We start from the raw sequence: 17225 nt of genomic DNA on the forward strand, positions 1-17225 counted from the left end.
TCAGGTTTTGTTAATGAGTAATTTTTGTTTGTGCTGGATCATAATTTCTTTGATCAAAGCAAATATCTTTTTCTTAACATATCTGAACTTCAGGGTATAATTGTCATATTCTATTTTGATCTTTTCATGTTCCGTCAACAACTTTGAAGTTCTTGATGCTTGTATATTTTCAAGCATTATTCCGGTATTTTCATCATGTTTCCGGGTTCTGTCGACCAATTCCGTACCCAACGATTCAACCTCTTTTAACCTTTTTATCAACTTTCGGGTTGGTTCGTAAAGTTTGGTGGAACTTAAATCCAAAAAATGCGTACTCAATAAGTGCTCAAGAAATAGCTGTTCATCTTTCATAAACTCCATTTCACTCAACCAATTGGACGTCTCTTCATGTAAATGGTACAATTCTTTTTCTCCGGCTTCCATAATATTCAATTTAAAAGTTTTATTAATTTAAAATAGGGAGCCTAAACTCCCTATTTCAAAGATCAATGAACCTCAATCATTTGTTTTGGAGTAGTTTCCACTACAGGAACTTTGTTCAAAACTAATTTCAAGATACCACGTTTGTAGGTCGCATCGATTTTTTCATCTTCATTTACATTTTCTGGCAAAGTAAATGATCTGTAAAAAGAATTGTAGTTAAACTCTCGGCGAGTGTAGTCTTTTTTCTCTTTTTTCTTCTCTTCGCTGTTTTCAGCTTCGATTTTTAACATTCCATTCTCAATACATACTTCAAAATCTTTTTTATTAAAACCTGGAGCTGCAATTTCGATATCATAAGAATCTTCAGTTTCTTTGATATTCATTGCAGGTATCCATCTGTCCTCCATAAAAAAGTCATTGGTAAGCAACCTGTCCGATCCTAAAAGATCTGAAAACATGTTGTCGTACCAAGGTAATCTGGGTCTTTTAAATTTTACAAGAGTCATGACAAAACATTTTATAATTAATAACGTATCAAAGCTAATCCTGAAGTTTGATTTTTGCAATGATCCAAATCAACAGGCCAAATGATTGTCGTCAAAAAAAAAAGTTGCCCCGGAAGGCAACTTTTTCAGGTTGATAGAATCAGCCTATAGAAAAACACCATCTTCATCAACTTTAACTCTTATGGTTTTTTTGCCATTTTTAAGAACTAATTTGTACCGCTTATTTGTTCCTAAATCTACATCGTAATTTACCCTGTAGACATCCTTGTCGATGGACCAGCCGGGGAACCTTTCTGCCACGGCAGAGGCAACGTTGTCAGGTAAAGCCACATTCTTAAACTTTTCAATGGTATAAAGAATCTTTCCATCTCGATCATAAGCAGCAACTATTTTTCCCTCAGGGATATAGAAATAAACTCTGTAGAAATCATTGCCATCTTCGTAAAACTCTGAACTTTTTACATCAAATTTGGCAACCATATCCTCAAGAAGTTTAACCGGCACGGCTGCTTCAGTGTTGTCAACGCTGTTCAGATATTTATAATTTGTGGCACGGACCTCAACTTCCGGTAGCATGCCATCATTAACTACCTGAGCAGATAATTGGGCGGTTAACCCAAGTGCTAATAAACCTAAAAATACTTTTTTCATGATGCTTTTGGTTTTAATTAATAAATACTGTTACTCATTGCTTGAAATAAAATTAATTAATGGAAGCTCCGCCCACAATGACCCCGCTCATAAGAAAGAATGATCCTAATCAGTAAAATTCAAAAAAACTAAAAAAAAAGGAACAGGAAGTTTTTAATTTCCTGTTCCCTTAAATCAAAAATAACTTTTATACTTAAGTATACCTACGTTAAATTCCTTAGCAGATCTTAATCATCAGTTAGGTACATGTTAATCTATAAAAACCATCTTCGATTCAGAGGCTTTGTATGCCGGAACATACTCTGCCTTTTAATGCTTCATAGAATTTGTTTATAAATTAAACCCTTGATGGAATTTTAATTTAATAGTTCAAATTTAGAATCAAATCAAATACAAAACAATGATCAGAATCAATACTTTGATTGATTCTGATCAATACGGGAGTGTTTTTTTAATAAAGAACCCATTGATAGGCCTGATTTAGCAAAATCAATCCTACCAAAAACAATAAGAACAAAATAAATTGAAACCACTTATAATCAATATTATTTACCCATTTAGTTGCGAATCCCGGAAAAGCAAACTGACTTATGCCTTTCATCAAACTGAACCATCCGAAAAGCGTAATAATTATCCTCCAGTCCGTTACCCAAATATTATGGGCCAAAATGTGCAGAAGCCCTATGATGATTCCCAGAATTGACAATATGATCATAAACTGGTCCTCCCTGGCAAACAGGAACATTTGCTTTATCCTTTTCGGATAAACCATGAAAAGGACAAAAAAGAGCATAAAATACCAACCCCAGAATTTTGCAAGAAATATCGATATATCCATCATCTATTCTTTTTTATGATGCACCACAAATAAAGGTACCTTTGTATGAAAACTCAAGGTCCTTACTTTCGGCTTCAAAAACAGCCTTTCAAAAAATCCGTAATGACGGCCTATGATCATGATCAAATCAATATTGGCTCTGCTCTGAACAAAGCAATTGATACCCTCTTCGAAATCATCATTAGACAGCGTGTAATACTGGTGATTAACATTTTTGAGAAAGGAATCCAGAACTCTTTTATTCTCGATCTGATCCTCTTCCAGTATATCACTTTCACTAAAATGAACAACCCGAACCGAAGACTCAAATTTGTTGGCCAGATCCAATAAGGGTTCCAGGTCCTCTGGACTGTATCTGATCATAAAATCGGTTGGAAAAACTATTTCCTTTGGAAACTTAAACGAATGATTTTCTGGAATTGCAATCACATTACATGCGTTTCTCATAATAACATCGCTGGTATTACTTCCTATGAATATTTCCTTGGCACCGGTAGCTCCCTTCGTCCCCATAATAATCAGCTCAATCTCTTTTTCCGAAACAACTTGATGAACCGCCAGACTAAACAAATTATAATCACTGATGGTTTCATAATTATGCTTTGGATTTTCAGGAATTTTTTCCAGAAGCCTATTCATTTCTTCAATGGAATGATCGTACATTTCTTCTTCCAGAGCCGCCAATTGGGTGGCGTTGTGCTCCATCAATTCCTCATTTGCCAAATACGGAATTTTGAAGACATTCAATACATAGAATTTACAGGGTATGTCCTTAAATAATTCTGTGGCATATTCAATCGCATTTATAGAATTCTCAGAGAAGTCCGTAGGTAAAAGAATCTTTTTCATGATAATAAGTTTTAGTATGTTTTAAATCTATAAAAATCATGGATGCCAGTCATTGACCCCGGTCAGCCTCAACGTTGATTTTGATCAGTGTTTTTAGAAATTTAACGCTGATTACTGAATTTTTTGGAGTCTTTCCCTGTCTTTAATTTGAATCTCGTTTTTTTGAGTGTATATCAGGTTTTCCTCTTTAAAATCGGTCAGGGTCCTGGTCAAAGTTTCCTTGGCAATTCCCAGAAAACTGGCCAGATCGGACCTGGAAATTTCTATCGGGCTTTGCCCTCCCCTTTTATCATGCAATTGAATAATTGCATCGGCTGTCTTTCTACGTACTGAATCATATACCAAATGCATTAGATGGTCTTTTATGAATTCCAGATCATGCGACAGCATATCAATAAAATTCAGACCTAATTCCGGATTATCCTTTATGATTTGATAGAATTCATTCTTTTGAATTTTCAATATTTTAGTGTCCTTGATGGACTCTGCGTTTTCAACATAAGGAGAACTTTCCAACAATGAAGTAAATCCGAAAAAACTTTTATCCGAATATATTTCAGTAATTAATTCCTTACCATCCTGATTGACCTTAAATGTTTTTACCTCCCCTTTGACAATAAAAAATATATGGTTACTTACGTTGCCTTCGCAATAAATGGTTGATCCGGCCTTATATTCAACCGATTCCTTAAACTTAAACGCTCTTTCTATTTCATCAATCTTAAGTTTACGTGGAATCCTGTTTTCCTCATTAATATTTCTTTCATAAATCTCCTTTCTCTTCAATCGAGTGGCTACCGCGCTCAATAGTTCTGATTCTTCAAAAGGTTTTGTTATATAGTCACTTGCTCCCAGGTCCATCCCCCTTCTTATGTCTTCATGCTTGGTTTTGGCAGACATAAAAACCACCGGAATTTTTTGCAGGGACTTATTTCGCATAAGGATCTGAAGTACACCGTAACCATCAAGGTCCGGCATTAATATATCGCAAATAATTAGATCAGGCTTAAAAAAGGAAGCCTTTTCAATACCAATCTTTCCGTTTTCAGCTGATATGACTTCATAATTTGCCAATTGCAATATTTCAGTTGTATTTTCTCTTACAATTGTATCATCTTCAATGATTAATATCTTCTTTTTCATCATATTAAAATTTTACAATGTTAACTGATTAGTCCTTAACAGTCAAAGGAAGGTTAATGAACACCTTAGTACCCTCTTTCTCTTCACTTTCAACATATATTGAGCCTTTTACCTGTTGCAAATGCCTTTGTACAATATTGAGGCCTATTCCTGTTCCTTGAATTGGCAAAGCATTTTTTGCTCTGTAAAACCGGTCAAAAATATGCTCTTTAGCTTCGCTGGGTATTCCAATTCCCTGATCTTCGATAACAATTTTCAAATCTTTTCCCGTATTTATATTTATACTCACGATCGAGTTTTTTCCCGAATATTTTATCGCATTAAATAGAACATTTCTTATGATGATGTCAATAACTCTTCTGTCGTGCCGAATTTCTGTATTCAGGTCGTAGGGAGAGATTACTATGCGTTGCCCTTCTTTTAATATGGCGGTAGCATCTTCAACAAGCATTTTTATTATTTCACCCAACTTGAATCTTGACAAATTCATTGGATACCCTTTTCTTTCAGAGTTTTCCAGGAATAGAAAATCGTCCAGCACATTATTTAGTTGTCCCACCAGCGACTTGATCGTATTTGTATGTTTTGAGATACGGGGGTTGGCCTGAACCTCATTATACTTTTGAATCAGGGAAGCTGAAGTTAGTATTCCACTTAAGGGTGTTTTAAACTCATGAGAAGCAAGAGAAATAAACTTTGTTTGCATGATATTAAGTTCCTTTTCTTTCTCCAGTGCTAATTTGGCACGATGCTCAGCAAACGATCTTTCTTTAATTTCCTCCTTGAGTTTTATATTGGAAAATTCAAGTTCAGAGATGAGGTCCATCAATTGACCTTCTTGTTCCTCTACCTCTATCTCCAGATTTTTATTCTTCTCCTTAATACGAAGTTCCTTGCGCTTTCTTATACCTATTTCAGAAATTAATGCTTTTGCATAAAATTTTCCTTCGTGTGTAAAGTAATTTAGTCCTATTTCCAAATCAAGAATATTCCCACTTTTGTGAAGACCCCTGAATTCTCTACCTTTTCCCTTTTTATATTTTCTGGGATGGTCAATAAAATTTTGAAAATAACTGAGATGAATTTTTCGTTGTTCCTCAGGAATTAAAACGCTGATCTCTTTTCCAACTAACTCACCTTTTTCATAACCAAACATCTCCTCCACGGCAGAATTATTCATGATAATTCTCCCTTCATGATTTGCAATACAAATTCCCTCTAACAGGGAATCAAAGCAAATTTTGTAAAAAACCTCATTACTCTTTTTCATGAGTCAAGATTTTTAAAAATTCACTTTATGAAGTTACGAAATTATCCCCTGTTTTTCAAGCCCTTGAGAAGATTAATGGCAATTAAAGAATCGTTCTAATTAAGGTTCTAGTGAACATATCCTATAACCTGGCCATTACGGTAAGTCATTTTATTTACGAGCCGCCCTTTTTCATCGTAGCTTTCAAATTCTCCACTCAACTTTCCGTCCTTGAAGTATCCTTTCCTTTTGAGTTTTCCGTTATCGTGGTAAATTTCAAACGGACCGTTTTCCTTCCCCTTTGAGTAATATCCCTTTCTTTTCAGATAACCGTTTTCATAATACATATGGAAGACCCCTTCCTTCTCTCCTTCATAGTACTCGGTCTTTACATAGAGCATCATATTTTCATAATAATTCTCGTAACTTCCATTTAACTGATCATCCTTGTAAAAGGCAGTTTCTTTTAAATCTCCATTCTCGTAATACTTCAATGATTCTCCCTGTCTTGAACCATTAACATATATTGACTTTGATTTTAAATTTCCATTCTGATAATACTTCTTCTGAACTCCGTCAAACTGACCTTCCAGATGATTCCCTGTTGCTTCGATTTGCCCGTTTTTATAATACATGATAAGAGGGCCGTGGTATTTGCCCATTTTGAAGCTTGTTTTTATTTTCAATTGGCCATTGTCATAAAACTCCTCATATTGACCGTTATATTTTCCCGCTTCGAAAGAGGTTTTTCTTCTAAGTTGTCCGTTCTCAAAATACAAAGCATAGCTGCCGTCCTTAACCCCTTCCTTTACTGAATATCTTAATTTGGGGGCCACATAATTTTCATAGACAATCCCGGTAAAAGGTTTTTCATTCGCAATTAAGATATTTTTTCCATTGACATTTCTCTCCTCTATTTCAGAAACATCTACTTTCGCTTGTCCAAATGTTATTTTTCCATACATTAAAACAAGTGAAAGGACAATGATTTTTCCTTTCATGATTTCCAGATTAAATTCACCAAACCGCTCAAAAATAGAAATTTAAATTCAATTCTGAAACTACTCAGGGTTTATAGTTATTATTCTTTGTAAACAAAAACCTTGAAAATGAGTGTCTTGTGACCGCTCTGGATTGTGCAGGGCAATTTGTATTGTAGCGGATTTTGAATCGTTAAGGCTATCTTTTGAAAGTCAGGTCAAATACCGATTTTGAGATGATGGAAATTCCCAAAATCATTGTAATGATGGCAATTCCCTTTAATACTGACACGAAAGGATTTAATTGAGGAACAAAAAGTTGAACAGCAATTTCCACAACCAGGAACAAGGTTATGATGACGATCATCCCAATGATACTTTTGAATATTTCCTTCATGACATCGATTTTAATGCTGTAAATTTAGATTCAACACATTAGAATCCAGACGACATGGCATGTCAATAAGAAAAAGAAACCCTTTTTGAAGTGAGTTAAATCAAATCCTTTTCCATACAGACACTATTCTCAATACCCTTATATTGCCCGTAATTAGGTGTTTTTTTATATCCTGCCTTTAGGTACAGTGAAATTGCTTCAGGCTGCCTTTTCCCTGTTTCCAAAACACATTTCTCAGCGCCAAGTTCAATGCTCCATGACTCCAGTTCTTTAAGGACCAATCCTGCTATACCCTTTGATCGGTACTCCTTTTTAACGAACATTCTTTTTACCTCCATCATATCCCTTTCAAATAATTTAATAGCCCCACACGCGATTGCAACTTCTCCTTCCTTAACTAAAATGACATGGTCTAAATTTTCTATACCGTTAAACTGGTGATAAAAATCGTGCAGCGGCCCGTCGCGTTCGGCAAGTTCTTCATCTAAAAGAAGAACTAAAAATTGAAATTCTTTATTCTTTGAACTGGTTTTGATAATTTCCATTACTGTATGTTTCGATAGGTGTGAGCTAAGGATTTTAAAAATTAACTGCTCCGATTAGCTAAATTCCAAACCGGCATTATAGACTTTCAGCGCTCTTTCGCGAGCCATTTTATGTTCAACCATAGGCGACGGATAATCAAAAGTTTCATATTCTGGAATCCATTTTCTAACATAGAGCAGGTCATTATCAAATTTTTTCAGTTGTGAAGACGGATTGAAAATCCTGAAATAGGGAGCGGCGTCACAACCGGTGCCTGCCGCCCACTGCCAGTTTCCATTGTTCGAAGATAGTTCGTAGTCCAGAAGCTTTGAAGCAAAATAAGCCTCTCCCCATCTCCAATCAATTAACAAGTGTTTACATAAAAAACCAGCAGTTATCATCCTGGTTCGGTTATGCATATAACCTGTTGTATTTAATTCCCGCATACCTGCATCAACCATCGGGTAACCTGTCATTCCATTGCACCATTTTTCAAAATCCTCCTGATTGTTTCTCCAAATAATTCCGTTATACCTGGATTTGAAATTTTCATGAACCACCTTTGGATAATGATATAGGATCTGCATAAAAAATTCTCTCCAGATCAATTCACTTAACAGTACGTCACTTTTTTTCTCAATTTTTTCAACAAGCCTGCGAATACTAATCGTTCCGAATCTTAAGTGTGGCCCTAAACGGGTCCCCCCATCCTTAAAAGGATAATCTCGATCTTCTTCATACTTTTTAGCTTTGCTCAAATCAAAGGGTTGAACCACTATCCCTGAACGCTTAAACTGAAGTTCTTCTATTTCCGGAAATGGTATTTTTTGCCGGATCAATCGTTCTAAATTAGCCTTTTTAAACGGTCCTCCCTTTTGATAAAGACTCAGCCATTTATTTTTATAGGGTGTAAAGACTTGATAGGGCTTCATATCCCCTTTGACAACCTCATCCTCCTCAAAAATAACCTGATCTTTAAAAGATCTGCACTCAACAGATGCCTGCTTTAACAGAAGTTCGATCTCTTGATCTCTTTCTCTGGCATAGGGTTCATAATCTTTGTTGTAATAAAGTGTTGATATATCGTATTCTCGCAGCAACTCCTTCCAGGCCCCTAAAGGATCTCCCTTTAGAATCTTCAGGCTACTTCCATATTGGGAAAACTCCTGGTTAATGTTCCTGAGTGAGTCATATATAAAAGTGATACGTGGATCATCGGTTTCCAGTTCCCTGGTGATCAATTCGTCAAATATGAATACCGGCAAAACCTGTTCATTTTCTTCAAGTGCAGAAAAAAAACCAATATTATCGTCAATTCTCAGATCTCGTCGAAACCAAAATACAGCAGTCTTCATTTATCTATTAGATTTATTAGAGATCCTATTCAGCACCTACTAAATTCTTGAGCATTCCTCTAAAAATAAGTCCGTGAAACGGATAAACCAGATACCAGTAAATTCTTCCCATAATTCCCACAGGCCTGAACGTTGCGGTTTGCACAAGCATCCCGTTCTTTATTCTGAATTCCAGCCAGGCCTCTCCGGGAAGTTTCATTTCTGCAAATAACAGGAGCCTTCCCTCTTTTTTATCAGCAAATAATACCCGCCAGAAATCAACAGCATCTCCTGAATTCAGTTCAACCTGGCTGGTCCTTCCTCTTCGTAATCCAACTCCTCCTGCCAGCTTATCCAGAAATCCTCGAAACTTCCAAAGGATATTCCCATAATACCATCCATTCTCACCACCTATCCTCCAAATCCTGTCCACTGTAGCTTCAAAATCATCATACTTCATTTCTCTTTGATCCCTGAAACAGCCAAAAGAAGGAACGTTAATGAAATCAGAAATATCCATTTCCAATGTGCCACTGCTCATTGCATCTTTCCAGCTTGATATGATCTCATTACTTTGTATCTTACTAAATGCTCTTCGAAGTGATTCCTCATAGCTGACAGGTTTAATACCCAAGGTCTCGGCCCAGTTATTATCCCTGCAAATCACTTCTATCTTCATGCTGTTCACAAGAGCGATCGCAAGATTATAAGAAGTGGAGGTAACAAAATATAGCCAGTAGGAAGAAAGCCTGGGGGTCATAACAGGGACAATATAGATATAGCGTTTCAAATTTCTTATTCTCGCGAATTCCAGTAACATTTCTTTATAGCTCAAAATATCCGGCCCTCCAATATCAAAATCTTTATCGTAGCCTTTTTCATTCAACATGGTTTTGATAAGAAAACTTATCACATCCTTAACTCCAATTGGCTGACATCTTGTATTTAACCATCTGGGTGTTACCATAACAGGCAATTTTTCCACCAGGTCCCTGATAATCTCAAAAGACGCACTTCCTGAGCCAATGATGATACCGGCCCTCAGGGTTGTAAGTTTATACTTTCCCCGGGAAAGTTCTTCTTCTACATTCTTTCTGGAAGAAAGGTGCTTTGACAGGGCTTCTTCGTTGATAATGCCACTGAGATAAACCACATGCTTCACTTTCGTTAAGTTCATAGCTTCTCTGAAATTACTCGCAGATTGACTCTCCAGTGTTACATAGTTTTTGGAATTAGACATGGAATGCACAAGATAATAAGCCCCGTCAATATTTTTCGGAATTTTTTGAAGGGAAGATTTATCAAGGAGATCGATTTCGATGACTTCGATTTTAGAAGCCATAGAAGTAGGAGGGTTAAATCGCTTTTTATCCCTTACGCAACAAATCACCTCATACCCATTGCTAACAAGTGCCGGCAGTAATCTCTTCCCAATATAACCGGTTGCTCCGGTAAGCAATATCCTCATGGTATTTTAAAATATCTCTTTATGAAAACTGTTCCATTTCAATAAAGGAAACTCATTCTATTTACTCTTTTGCAAATCTTTTAGAAGATCTCTTATTTCTCTTAATACAGTCAATGTTTCCAAATCCTTATCCTGGGTTTCTTCGGTTTTAGGTTTACGAACCAATACTTCTCTCTCTTCAAGAACCATTCTTTTGAATTCTTCAGACCCTACAATTCCAATCAACTTCATATCGCTGCCATCCGGGTTGCTGCCGCCTGCTGTTTCAATTTTAAGTATTTTTAATTCCAACAAATTTAGAATCGGATTCTGAAGAAATGTAAGATCCTGTATATTTTCAAGAGGTATGGTTTTTTCCACCTTAAAAAATGCACCTTTACTAAAGATTAAATGACGATCCGTTAGTGTACATTTCAAATTCTCATAATACCTCCTGCTTACATATTGTCCAAGACCCAGTAACCAGATGATCAATATTGGAATTCCTATAATTGTGATCAGCAGAAAAAAGGACACGGTTAGTAAAATATAGGTTTTGATCTTTAAACTGAATTCTGCTTCCTTAATAATTTGGCCCTGATTCATTCTTAAAATAAGATTTACAATTATGCTAAGTCTAGATTAAAAATACTGAAAATTTCAGTAAAGTCAGGATTAAGGGCTTTGTATTATGAAATAAACAGCGCTCTAAAATAGGAAAATAGGGCGTTAAAAAACTTATATTTGGGGACCTGTTCCATTAAATCTGCTTCTTACATGAAATATTTTGTTCCCTTTTTACTTTTCATTTTTTTAAGCTGCTCCCCTTCCGCTTCGGAGAATTCCTCTAATCCGGATCTTAAACGATGGCAGGAGCACGCCAAAAATGTCGAAATCATCAGGGATGATTTTGGAGTTCCACATATTTACGGGAAAACAGATGCGGATGCCGTTTTTGGGATGTTATATGCTCAGTGTGAGGACGATTTCAACAGAGTTGAACGCAACTATATATGGGCAACCGGTCGTTTGGCTGAAATCGAAGGTGAAAGGGCTATCTACAGTGATATAAGGGCAAATCTGTTCATGACAAAAAAAGAAGCTATGGCTCATTATGAAAACAGTCCTGAATGGTTGAAAAAATTATGTTTGGCATTTGCAGATGGAATTAATTATTATTTAAACACCCACCCGGAAGTGGAACCCAAGCTGATAAAGCACTTTGAACCCTGGATGCCTTTCTATTTTAGCGAAGGATCTATTGGTGGGGATATTGAAAGGGTCTCAACCAAAAGAATTCAGCAGTTTTATGATCCTCAGGGTCTCGCAAACAATTCTACTGCATATGATGGAAAGTTAGGACTTCAATACGGGGATCATCAAGGATCGAATGGATTTGCGATAAGTGGAAAATTGACTCAATCGGGTAACAGTATGTTGCTTATCAATCCACATACCTCATTTTTCTTCAGGGGAGAAATCCATGTTGTCAGTGAAGAAGGACTCAATGCATATGGTGCGGTTACGTGGGGCCAGTTTTTCATTTATCAGGGATTTAATGAGCATACTGGTTGGATGCACACATCAACAGGAACTGATATTATTGATGAATTTGAAGAAACGATTATAGCGGATGGGGCCAACCTGCAGTATCTTTACGGAAAGGAAAAAAAAGATCTGATTTCATTTCCCGTAAAATTAAAATACCTGACTCAGGAAGGGTTAAGGGATAAATCATTTACCCTGTATCGATCCCATCATGGCCCCATAACACACAAAAATGATAATAAATGGGTGGCTACGGCCTTGATGTGGAAGCCTGTAAAGGCTTTGGAGCAGTCGTTTATCAGAACAAAACAAAAAAACCATGAAGGGTTTAGAAAAATGATGGATCTCAGAACCAACTCTTCCAACAATACTGTTTTCGCAGATTCAGAGGGAAATATTGCTTATTATCACGGCAACTTTATCCCCAGAAGGAATCAGAAGTTTGATTATTCTAAACCTGTGGATGGAAGTGACCCTTTGACAGATTGGAACGGCCTTCATACAGTGGATGAAAATATTTTGATTGTCAACCCTGAAATCGGGTGGATTCAGAATTGTAATTCAACTCCTTTTACAGCAGCAGGTCCTGAAAGCCCTAAAACCGAAAACTATCCGGATTATATGGCCTCATTTCCGGAAAACTACAGAGGTATTCATGCTATTAACTTGCTCAGTAAAGCCCATAACCTGACGCTTGATTCACTGATCGACCTGGCTTATGACCCTTTTCTTCCCGGTGCTAAGGAATTGATATCCGGCCTTCTTAGAGCTTTGAATAAAGCTGAAAATTTGAATGAATCAGAAAATACTGCACTGGATCTTTTAGAAAATTGGAATTTTCAGGTAAACACTGAATCTTCGGCCATGACCCTGGCACAATACTATTTGAATACCTACCGAAAATCCGGATATTCACCATATTCCTCGAGAGATTTTATAAAAATGGTTCAGTATATGAGTCAAGAATCATCTGAAAAAGAAAGAATTCAGATTTTTAAAAAATCCGTAAAAGTTTTGATCAAGGATTTCGGAACTTCCCAGGTTCCATGGGGAGAGTACAATCGATACCAGAGGATCAATGGCGACATTGTTCAAAAATTTGATGACAGCCTTCCAAGCATACCTGTGGGAATGGCAAGTGGTTATTGGGGCTCCCTGGCCTCATTTGGATCAAGGACAGGAGAGAATACCAAAAGGGTATATGGAGTCGGTGGAAATAGTTTTGTTGCTGTTGTAGAGTTTGGAGAGCAAGTTAAGGCGAAAACACTGCTGGCTGGAGGGCAAAGCGGAAATCCGAATTCAAAACACTTTGATGATCAAGCCGAAAGATACGCAAAGGTTCAATTCAAAGATGCTGCCTATTACCGTGAAGATGTTCTCAAAAGAGCTCAATCAAGATACCATCCCGGGGAATAAATGATCTTAGTTCTTAAATCCGTTTAAGTCCAGTCTTTCTCCTCAAGACTGAATATATTTTCAACCGACGTGTCAAATATTGATGCAAGCTTTAAAGCCAATGCCGTTGAAGGGACGTATTTTCCAAGTTCCATGGCATTTATCGTTTGTCTGCTCACCCCTGCTCTCGAAGCCAGTTCAGCTTGCGTAATGTTCAATTCCGCACGTTGTACCTTGATTCTATTTTTCATCCTCTCCGATTTTATTCAATTTTCTCAGCTGCCAGTTGAACCTGATTATAAAAAACAGAAGAATTGTAAACATATTCAAAATCATAACCCAAAGAAAAGAAATTCCGAAAACAAACAGCATTGAAACCAGTAAAACGGAATAGTTAACATAGGTAGCCCATACCAACGATTCCAATCTTAATTTTGAAATGAATTCATCTTCCTGCTTTTCTTTGGAAAAAGCCACCATAATGCCACTGATAATTAAAATGATTCCAATGATTTCATTTAAAACATTGTTTTCGGCCATGGAAAAAACCAGTTGATTTCCCATAATTTCATCGTAAAAAATAGCCGGAACCGTCCAGTCCAAAAAAATAGGCTCTAAATCTTGTTGAACTACATAAATCCCAAACAACGAGAATGGTATTAAGAATATTAACCCAATTCGTTTAAATCTGTGCGGAAATAAATAATTAGTTTTCATATTGATTCAATTTAAAAATCAAATGTATACTTTTTTTTCCATATTGTAAAGTTTATTTTACTTTTTATATAAAATACTTTACTTTTAATTCTATTTAGTCCACTAATTATGATTAAGAATTTGATTCATAAATTTGTATCGCATCTTAATTTTATAAGAAACAATGAAAAAGCTTATTCTTTTTACATCCTTTGTTTTAATTCTCTCCTGCAGTACCGTACCAATTACAGAGAGAAAACGTGTAAATATTGTTGATGATGATGAAATTCTTCCTGCAAGCTTTGCGCAATATGATAATTTCCTAAAAGAAAATGCCTTGTCCAAAGATGCAGAAAAGACCAGGGAATTAAAGGAGGTGGGTATCCGGATATCGAAATCTGTGGATCGCTTTATGAGAGCCAATGGAATGACTGAAGAGGCCGATAAATACCAATGGGAGTTTAATTTGGTTCAGGATGATCAAATGAATGCCTGGTGTTTACCCGGAGGAAAAGTTGTTTTTTATTCAGGAATTCTCCCAATTTGTGAAAATACAGATGGCATTGCAGCTGTTATGGGTCATGAAATAGCTCATGCCTTTGCAAAACACGGACAGGAAAGAATGACAAGTAGTTACGGCCAGCAATTGGGTGGAATGGCAGTTGCCATTGGCACTTCGGGTCAAAATTATGATACACAGGTTCTTTGGAACAGTATATACGGAATCAGCTCACAAATAGGTATGCTGGCTTACAGCAGGACACATGAAACAGAAGCAGATAAACTCGGAATGGTATTTATGACCATGGCCGGTTATGATCCTGAAGAAGCAATTGAGGTTTGGAAAAGAATGAAAGATGCTAATAAAGGGGAATCTCCTCCGGAATTCCTGAGTACCCACCCCTCAAATGAAACAAGGATTCAGGATCTTCAAAAATACCTTCCTGTAGCCAGAATGAACGCCAGGCAATTTGGAATAGATCAATAATAATTATCAAATGCCGGTTTAAAAAAAATGGATAAATCAGTCCAACAAAAAACCCTTAATCCATATGAGAATTAAGGGTTTAAATGTGGTGCCTCCAAGAATCGAACTAGGGACACATGGATTTTCAGTCCATTGCTCTACCAACTGAGCTAAGGCACCATCGCTTTAGGCGGGTGCAAATATAAATTTATTTTTTATTTTTTTCAAAACAAATCATTAAAAAATCTATTGTAATTTAGCGCCTCATCTCAGTCCATCATGAATTTAGTAATTGATATAGGCAATACGCAAATCAAAGTTGCAGTATTTGAGGATACTATTCTGCTCTACAAAGATCAGTTTCCCAAAGATCAGATTATTTCAAAAATAATTTCAATTGACGAACAATATGAAATCAAAAGATCAATTGTCTCTCATGTATCAAGTCTTGATAATGAAGTCTGGCAGGACATAGAGGGCCTGATTAAGCCATTGAAACTAAATTATAAAACACAGTTGCCTTTTAAGAACAAATATCAAACCCCGAATACTCTGGGTGTTGATCGAATTGCATTGATGGCCGGGGCAATATCCCAGTTTCCAAAAAATAATGTACTCGTCATCGATGCCGGATCCTGTATAACATTTGATTTCCTGAATGAAGACGGTTCTTACGAGGGAGGAGACATCTCCCCCGGAATACATATGCGTTATAAGGCTGTGAACCATTTTACGGCTAACCTTCCTTTACTGGAAAAATCAGAACACATTCCTGAAATAGGAAATTCTACTGAAAATGCCATTCACAGAGGAGTGTTAAACGGTGTAATTCAGGAAATTGAAGGAGTGATCAGCCAATATAAGGCCATTTATCAAAAATTAACAGTTGTTTTAACAGGCGGAGACACAATTTTCTTGGCAAAAAACATAAAAAGTAGCATATTTGCCATTCCAAATTTTTTATTGGAGGGATTGAATAGTATTTTGATACATAATATAGAGGGATGATAAAAGATATAATAGTAATTGCTATTCTTTTTATATCAACACTAGGTTTTTCACAGGCAACAAATTCTTCTCCTTATTCTTTATTCGGAATCGGAGATCAGGCACATCTAAAGACGGTTGAGGAAATTGCGATGGGACAGATGGGTGGAGCATTAAATAGCGAATATCAGTTAAGTTTTACGAACCCTGCTTCATACGGTTCGTTAAATTATACAACATATGTTTTTGCAGGAGGCAACAAAACTAATTTTGTTGATGATGGTGAAAATAAGCAAACAAGTTCAGCAGCTGCACTTAGTTATATTGGGCTGGGAATACCTATAAGAGGAAATCAGGGCCTTGTTATGGGGCTTCAATTAAATACAGCTGTAGGATACTCACTTGTTGATCAAAAGTTTTATGATGACGGAAACGTGAAAGAAATTGACAGATATTACGGCAATGGAGGCACAAACCGGGTTTTTCTTGGTTATGGCTATAAGTTCCCTTTTGATTTATCTTTGGGAGCAGAACTGGCCTATGTCTTTGGCGGAATTGACAACAATGTACTGAATAGAAGGGACAATGTTCAATTGGCGACTCAGCATATTACAGATTCTAATATTAAAGGAACTTCAGCAAAACTAGGAATTCATTATGGCCCGAAAATAAAGGATGAACTAAGGCTGAAGGTTGGTGTATCTGCAGATCTAGAATCCACCTTAAGAGAAAAAGGAGATATTCTTCTTTACACTATCTTTAACGTGGAAGATGGAACCGGATTTCCGGTGGACACTTTGTCCAGTGACTCCTACACCTCCACGATATTATCACCTCTTAAAACCGCCATTAGTGCGGGTATAGGTGAGGATAACAAGTGGTTTGTAGGCGCTGAATATACATTTCAAAACCCTTTGGAATTTACCGGAGGCATTTATGATGATATTGATTTTTACAGGTATGAAGAATTTATGAATATTTCTGTTGGTGGTTTTTACACGCCAAAAATTAACTCGATTAATAACTATTTTGAACGCGTTACTTACAGGGCCGGATTTAACTATCAAAAAACAGGTTTAGTGGTTAATGATACAGAAATAAATGAATATGGCATATCTTTTGGGGTGAGTTTACCCATTGGATTAAAATTATCTAACGTAAATTTGGGATTTGAACTTGGAAAACGAGGTACAACTGATAATAATTTGGTTGAAGAAGATTTTTTCAACTTCAGATTGAGTTTGTCACTTAACGACAAATGGTTTAGAAAACAAAAAATTTATTAATATT

Annotated in this window: 19 protein-coding genes and 1 tRNA gene; 4 read left to right on the forward strand and 16 right to left on the reverse strand. The window is 36.4% G+C overall.

All coding sequences use genetic code 11. The features are described from left to right. The 13 genes from LCM02_RS09920 to LCM02_RS09980 all read right to left on the reverse strand — a co-directional run bounded on the left by LCM02_RS09920 (position 1) and on the right by LCM02_RS09980 (position 10948). Positions 1-423, reverse strand: a complete 423-nt coding sequence (locus tag LCM02_RS09920) for a hypothetical protein (protein WP_224928888.1) — start codon at positions 421-423, stop codon at positions 1-3. A gap of 62 nt (positions 424-485) precedes the next feature. After that, entirely contained in the window at positions 486-929 is a 444-nt protein-coding gene (locus LCM02_RS09925; protein ID WP_224928891.1) for an Hsp20/alpha crystallin family protein, read from the reverse strand. 144 nt (positions 930-1073) lie between these two features. Then, on the reverse strand, positions 1074-1580 hold the full coding sequence (locus tag LCM02_RS09930) for a nicotinate-nucleotide adenylyltransferase (RefSeq protein WP_224928894.1): 507 nt from the start codon (positions 1578-1580) through the stop codon (positions 1074-1076). A 451-nt stretch (positions 1581-2031) separates the two neighbouring features. Then, entirely contained in the window at positions 2032-2421 is a 390-nt protein-coding gene (locus LCM02_RS09935; protein ID WP_224928897.1) for a hypothetical protein, read from the reverse strand. Then, the gene (locus LCM02_RS09940; protein WP_224928900.1) at positions 2422-3267 is read right to left on the reverse strand and encodes a universal stress protein; all 846 of its coding nucleotides are present in this window, start codon (positions 3265-3267) and stop codon (positions 2422-2424) included. A 111-nt stretch (positions 3268-3378) separates the two neighbouring features. Then, the gene (locus LCM02_RS09945; protein WP_224928903.1) at positions 3379-4410 is read right to left on the reverse strand and encodes a response regulator; all 1032 of its coding nucleotides are present in this window, start codon (positions 4408-4410) and stop codon (positions 3379-3381) included. A 28-nt stretch (positions 4411-4438) separates the two neighbouring features. Further along, the gene (locus LCM02_RS09950) at positions 4439-5680 is read right to left on the reverse strand and encodes a PAS domain-containing sensor histidine kinase (protein WP_224928906.1); all 1242 of its coding nucleotides are present in this window, start codon (positions 5678-5680) and stop codon (positions 4439-4441) included. Between the two features lie 107 nt (positions 5681-5787). Continuing rightward, positions 5788-6660 carry a toxin-antitoxin system YwqK family antitoxin gene (locus LCM02_RS09955; protein WP_224928909.1) on the reverse strand — a complete coding sequence of 291 codons (873 nt, stop codon included), beginning with the start codon at positions 6658-6660 and terminating at the stop codon, positions 5788-5790. Between the two features lie 178 nt (positions 6661-6838). Continuing rightward, on the reverse strand, positions 6839-7036 hold the full coding sequence (locus LCM02_RS09960; protein WP_224928912.1) for a hypothetical protein: 198 nt from the start codon (positions 7034-7036) through the stop codon (positions 6839-6841). A 95-nt stretch (positions 7037-7131) separates the two neighbouring features. After that, positions 7132-7581 carry a GNAT family N-acetyltransferase gene (locus LCM02_RS09965; protein ID WP_224928915.1) on the reverse strand — a complete coding sequence of 150 codons (450 nt, stop codon included), beginning with the start codon at positions 7579-7581 and terminating at the stop codon, positions 7132-7134. A gap of 54 nt (positions 7582-7635) precedes the next feature. Then, complete coding sequence (locus LCM02_RS09970) at positions 7636-8916, reverse strand: cryptochrome/photolyase family protein (protein ID WP_224928919.1); 1281 nt, start codon at positions 8914-8916, stop codon at positions 7636-7638. Positions 8917-8941: 25 nt separating this feature from the next. Beyond that, positions 8942-10363 (reverse strand): SDR family oxidoreductase, encoded by a 1422-nt coding sequence (locus tag LCM02_RS09975; RefSeq protein ID WP_224928922.1) that lies wholly within the window; start codon positions 10361-10363, stop codon positions 8942-8944. Positions 10364-10420: 57 nt separating this feature from the next. Continuing rightward, a complete protein-coding gene (locus LCM02_RS09980) occupies positions 10421-10948 on the reverse strand; it encodes a PH domain-containing protein (protein WP_224928927.1) in 528 nt (175 codons plus the stop codon). A 171-nt stretch (positions 10949-11119) separates the two neighbouring features. On the opposite strand from LCM02_RS09980, the gene LCM02_RS09985 reads away from it, so the two are divergent. Beyond that, positions 11120-13306, forward strand: coding sequence for a penicillin acylase family protein (locus LCM02_RS09985; RefSeq protein WP_224928930.1), 2187 nt, complete (start codon positions 11120-11122; stop codon positions 13304-13306). A gap of 23 nt (positions 13307-13329) precedes the next feature. Here LCM02_RS09985 and LCM02_RS09990 read toward each other — a convergent pair whose 3' ends face one another. Together LCM02_RS09990 and LCM02_RS09995 are read right to left on the reverse strand one after the other, a co-directional pair. Continuing rightward, positions 13330-13536 carry a helix-turn-helix transcriptional regulator gene (locus LCM02_RS09990; protein ID WP_224928933.1) on the reverse strand — a complete coding sequence of 69 codons (207 nt, stop codon included), beginning with the start codon at positions 13534-13536 and terminating at the stop codon, positions 13330-13332. Then, entirely contained in the window at positions 13526-14002 is a 477-nt protein-coding gene (locus LCM02_RS09995) for a hypothetical protein (protein ID WP_224928936.1), read from the reverse strand. Before LCM02_RS09995 ends, LCM02_RS09990 begins: the two co-directional genes overlap by 11 nt. Before the next feature lie 163 nt (positions 14003-14165). Between LCM02_RS09995 and LCM02_RS10000 the strand changes: the two genes are divergently transcribed. Then, on the forward strand, positions 14166-14969 hold the full coding sequence (locus tag LCM02_RS10000) for a M48 family metallopeptidase (RefSeq protein WP_224928941.1): 804 nt from the start codon (positions 14166-14168) through the stop codon (positions 14967-14969). Between the two features lie 86 nt (positions 14970-15055). Here the strand turns inward: LCM02_RS10000 and LCM02_RS10005 are convergent. After that, a tRNA-Phe gene (locus LCM02_RS10005) sits at positions 15056-15128 on the reverse strand. A 99-nt stretch (positions 15129-15227) separates the two neighbouring features. Between LCM02_RS10005 and LCM02_RS10010 the strand changes: the two genes are divergently transcribed. Both LCM02_RS10010 and LCM02_RS10015 read left to right on the forward strand, forming a co-directional pair. Further along, a complete protein-coding gene (locus LCM02_RS10010) occupies positions 15228-15956 on the forward strand; it encodes a type III pantothenate kinase (RefSeq protein WP_224928944.1) in 729 nt (242 codons plus the stop codon). Then, complete coding sequence (locus tag LCM02_RS10015) at positions 15953-17221, forward strand: hypothetical protein (RefSeq protein ID WP_224928947.1); 1269 nt, start codon at positions 15953-15955, stop codon at positions 17219-17221. The genes LCM02_RS10010 and LCM02_RS10015 overlap by 4 nt, the downstream gene beginning before the upstream one ends. Positions 17222-17225: the final 4 nt, after the last annotated feature.

The sequence above is a fragment of the Lutimonas saemankumensis genome (assembly GCF_020171465.1).
GTDB lineage: Bacteria > Bacteroidota > Bacteroidia > Flavobacteriales > Flavobacteriaceae > Lutimonas > Lutimonas saemankumensis.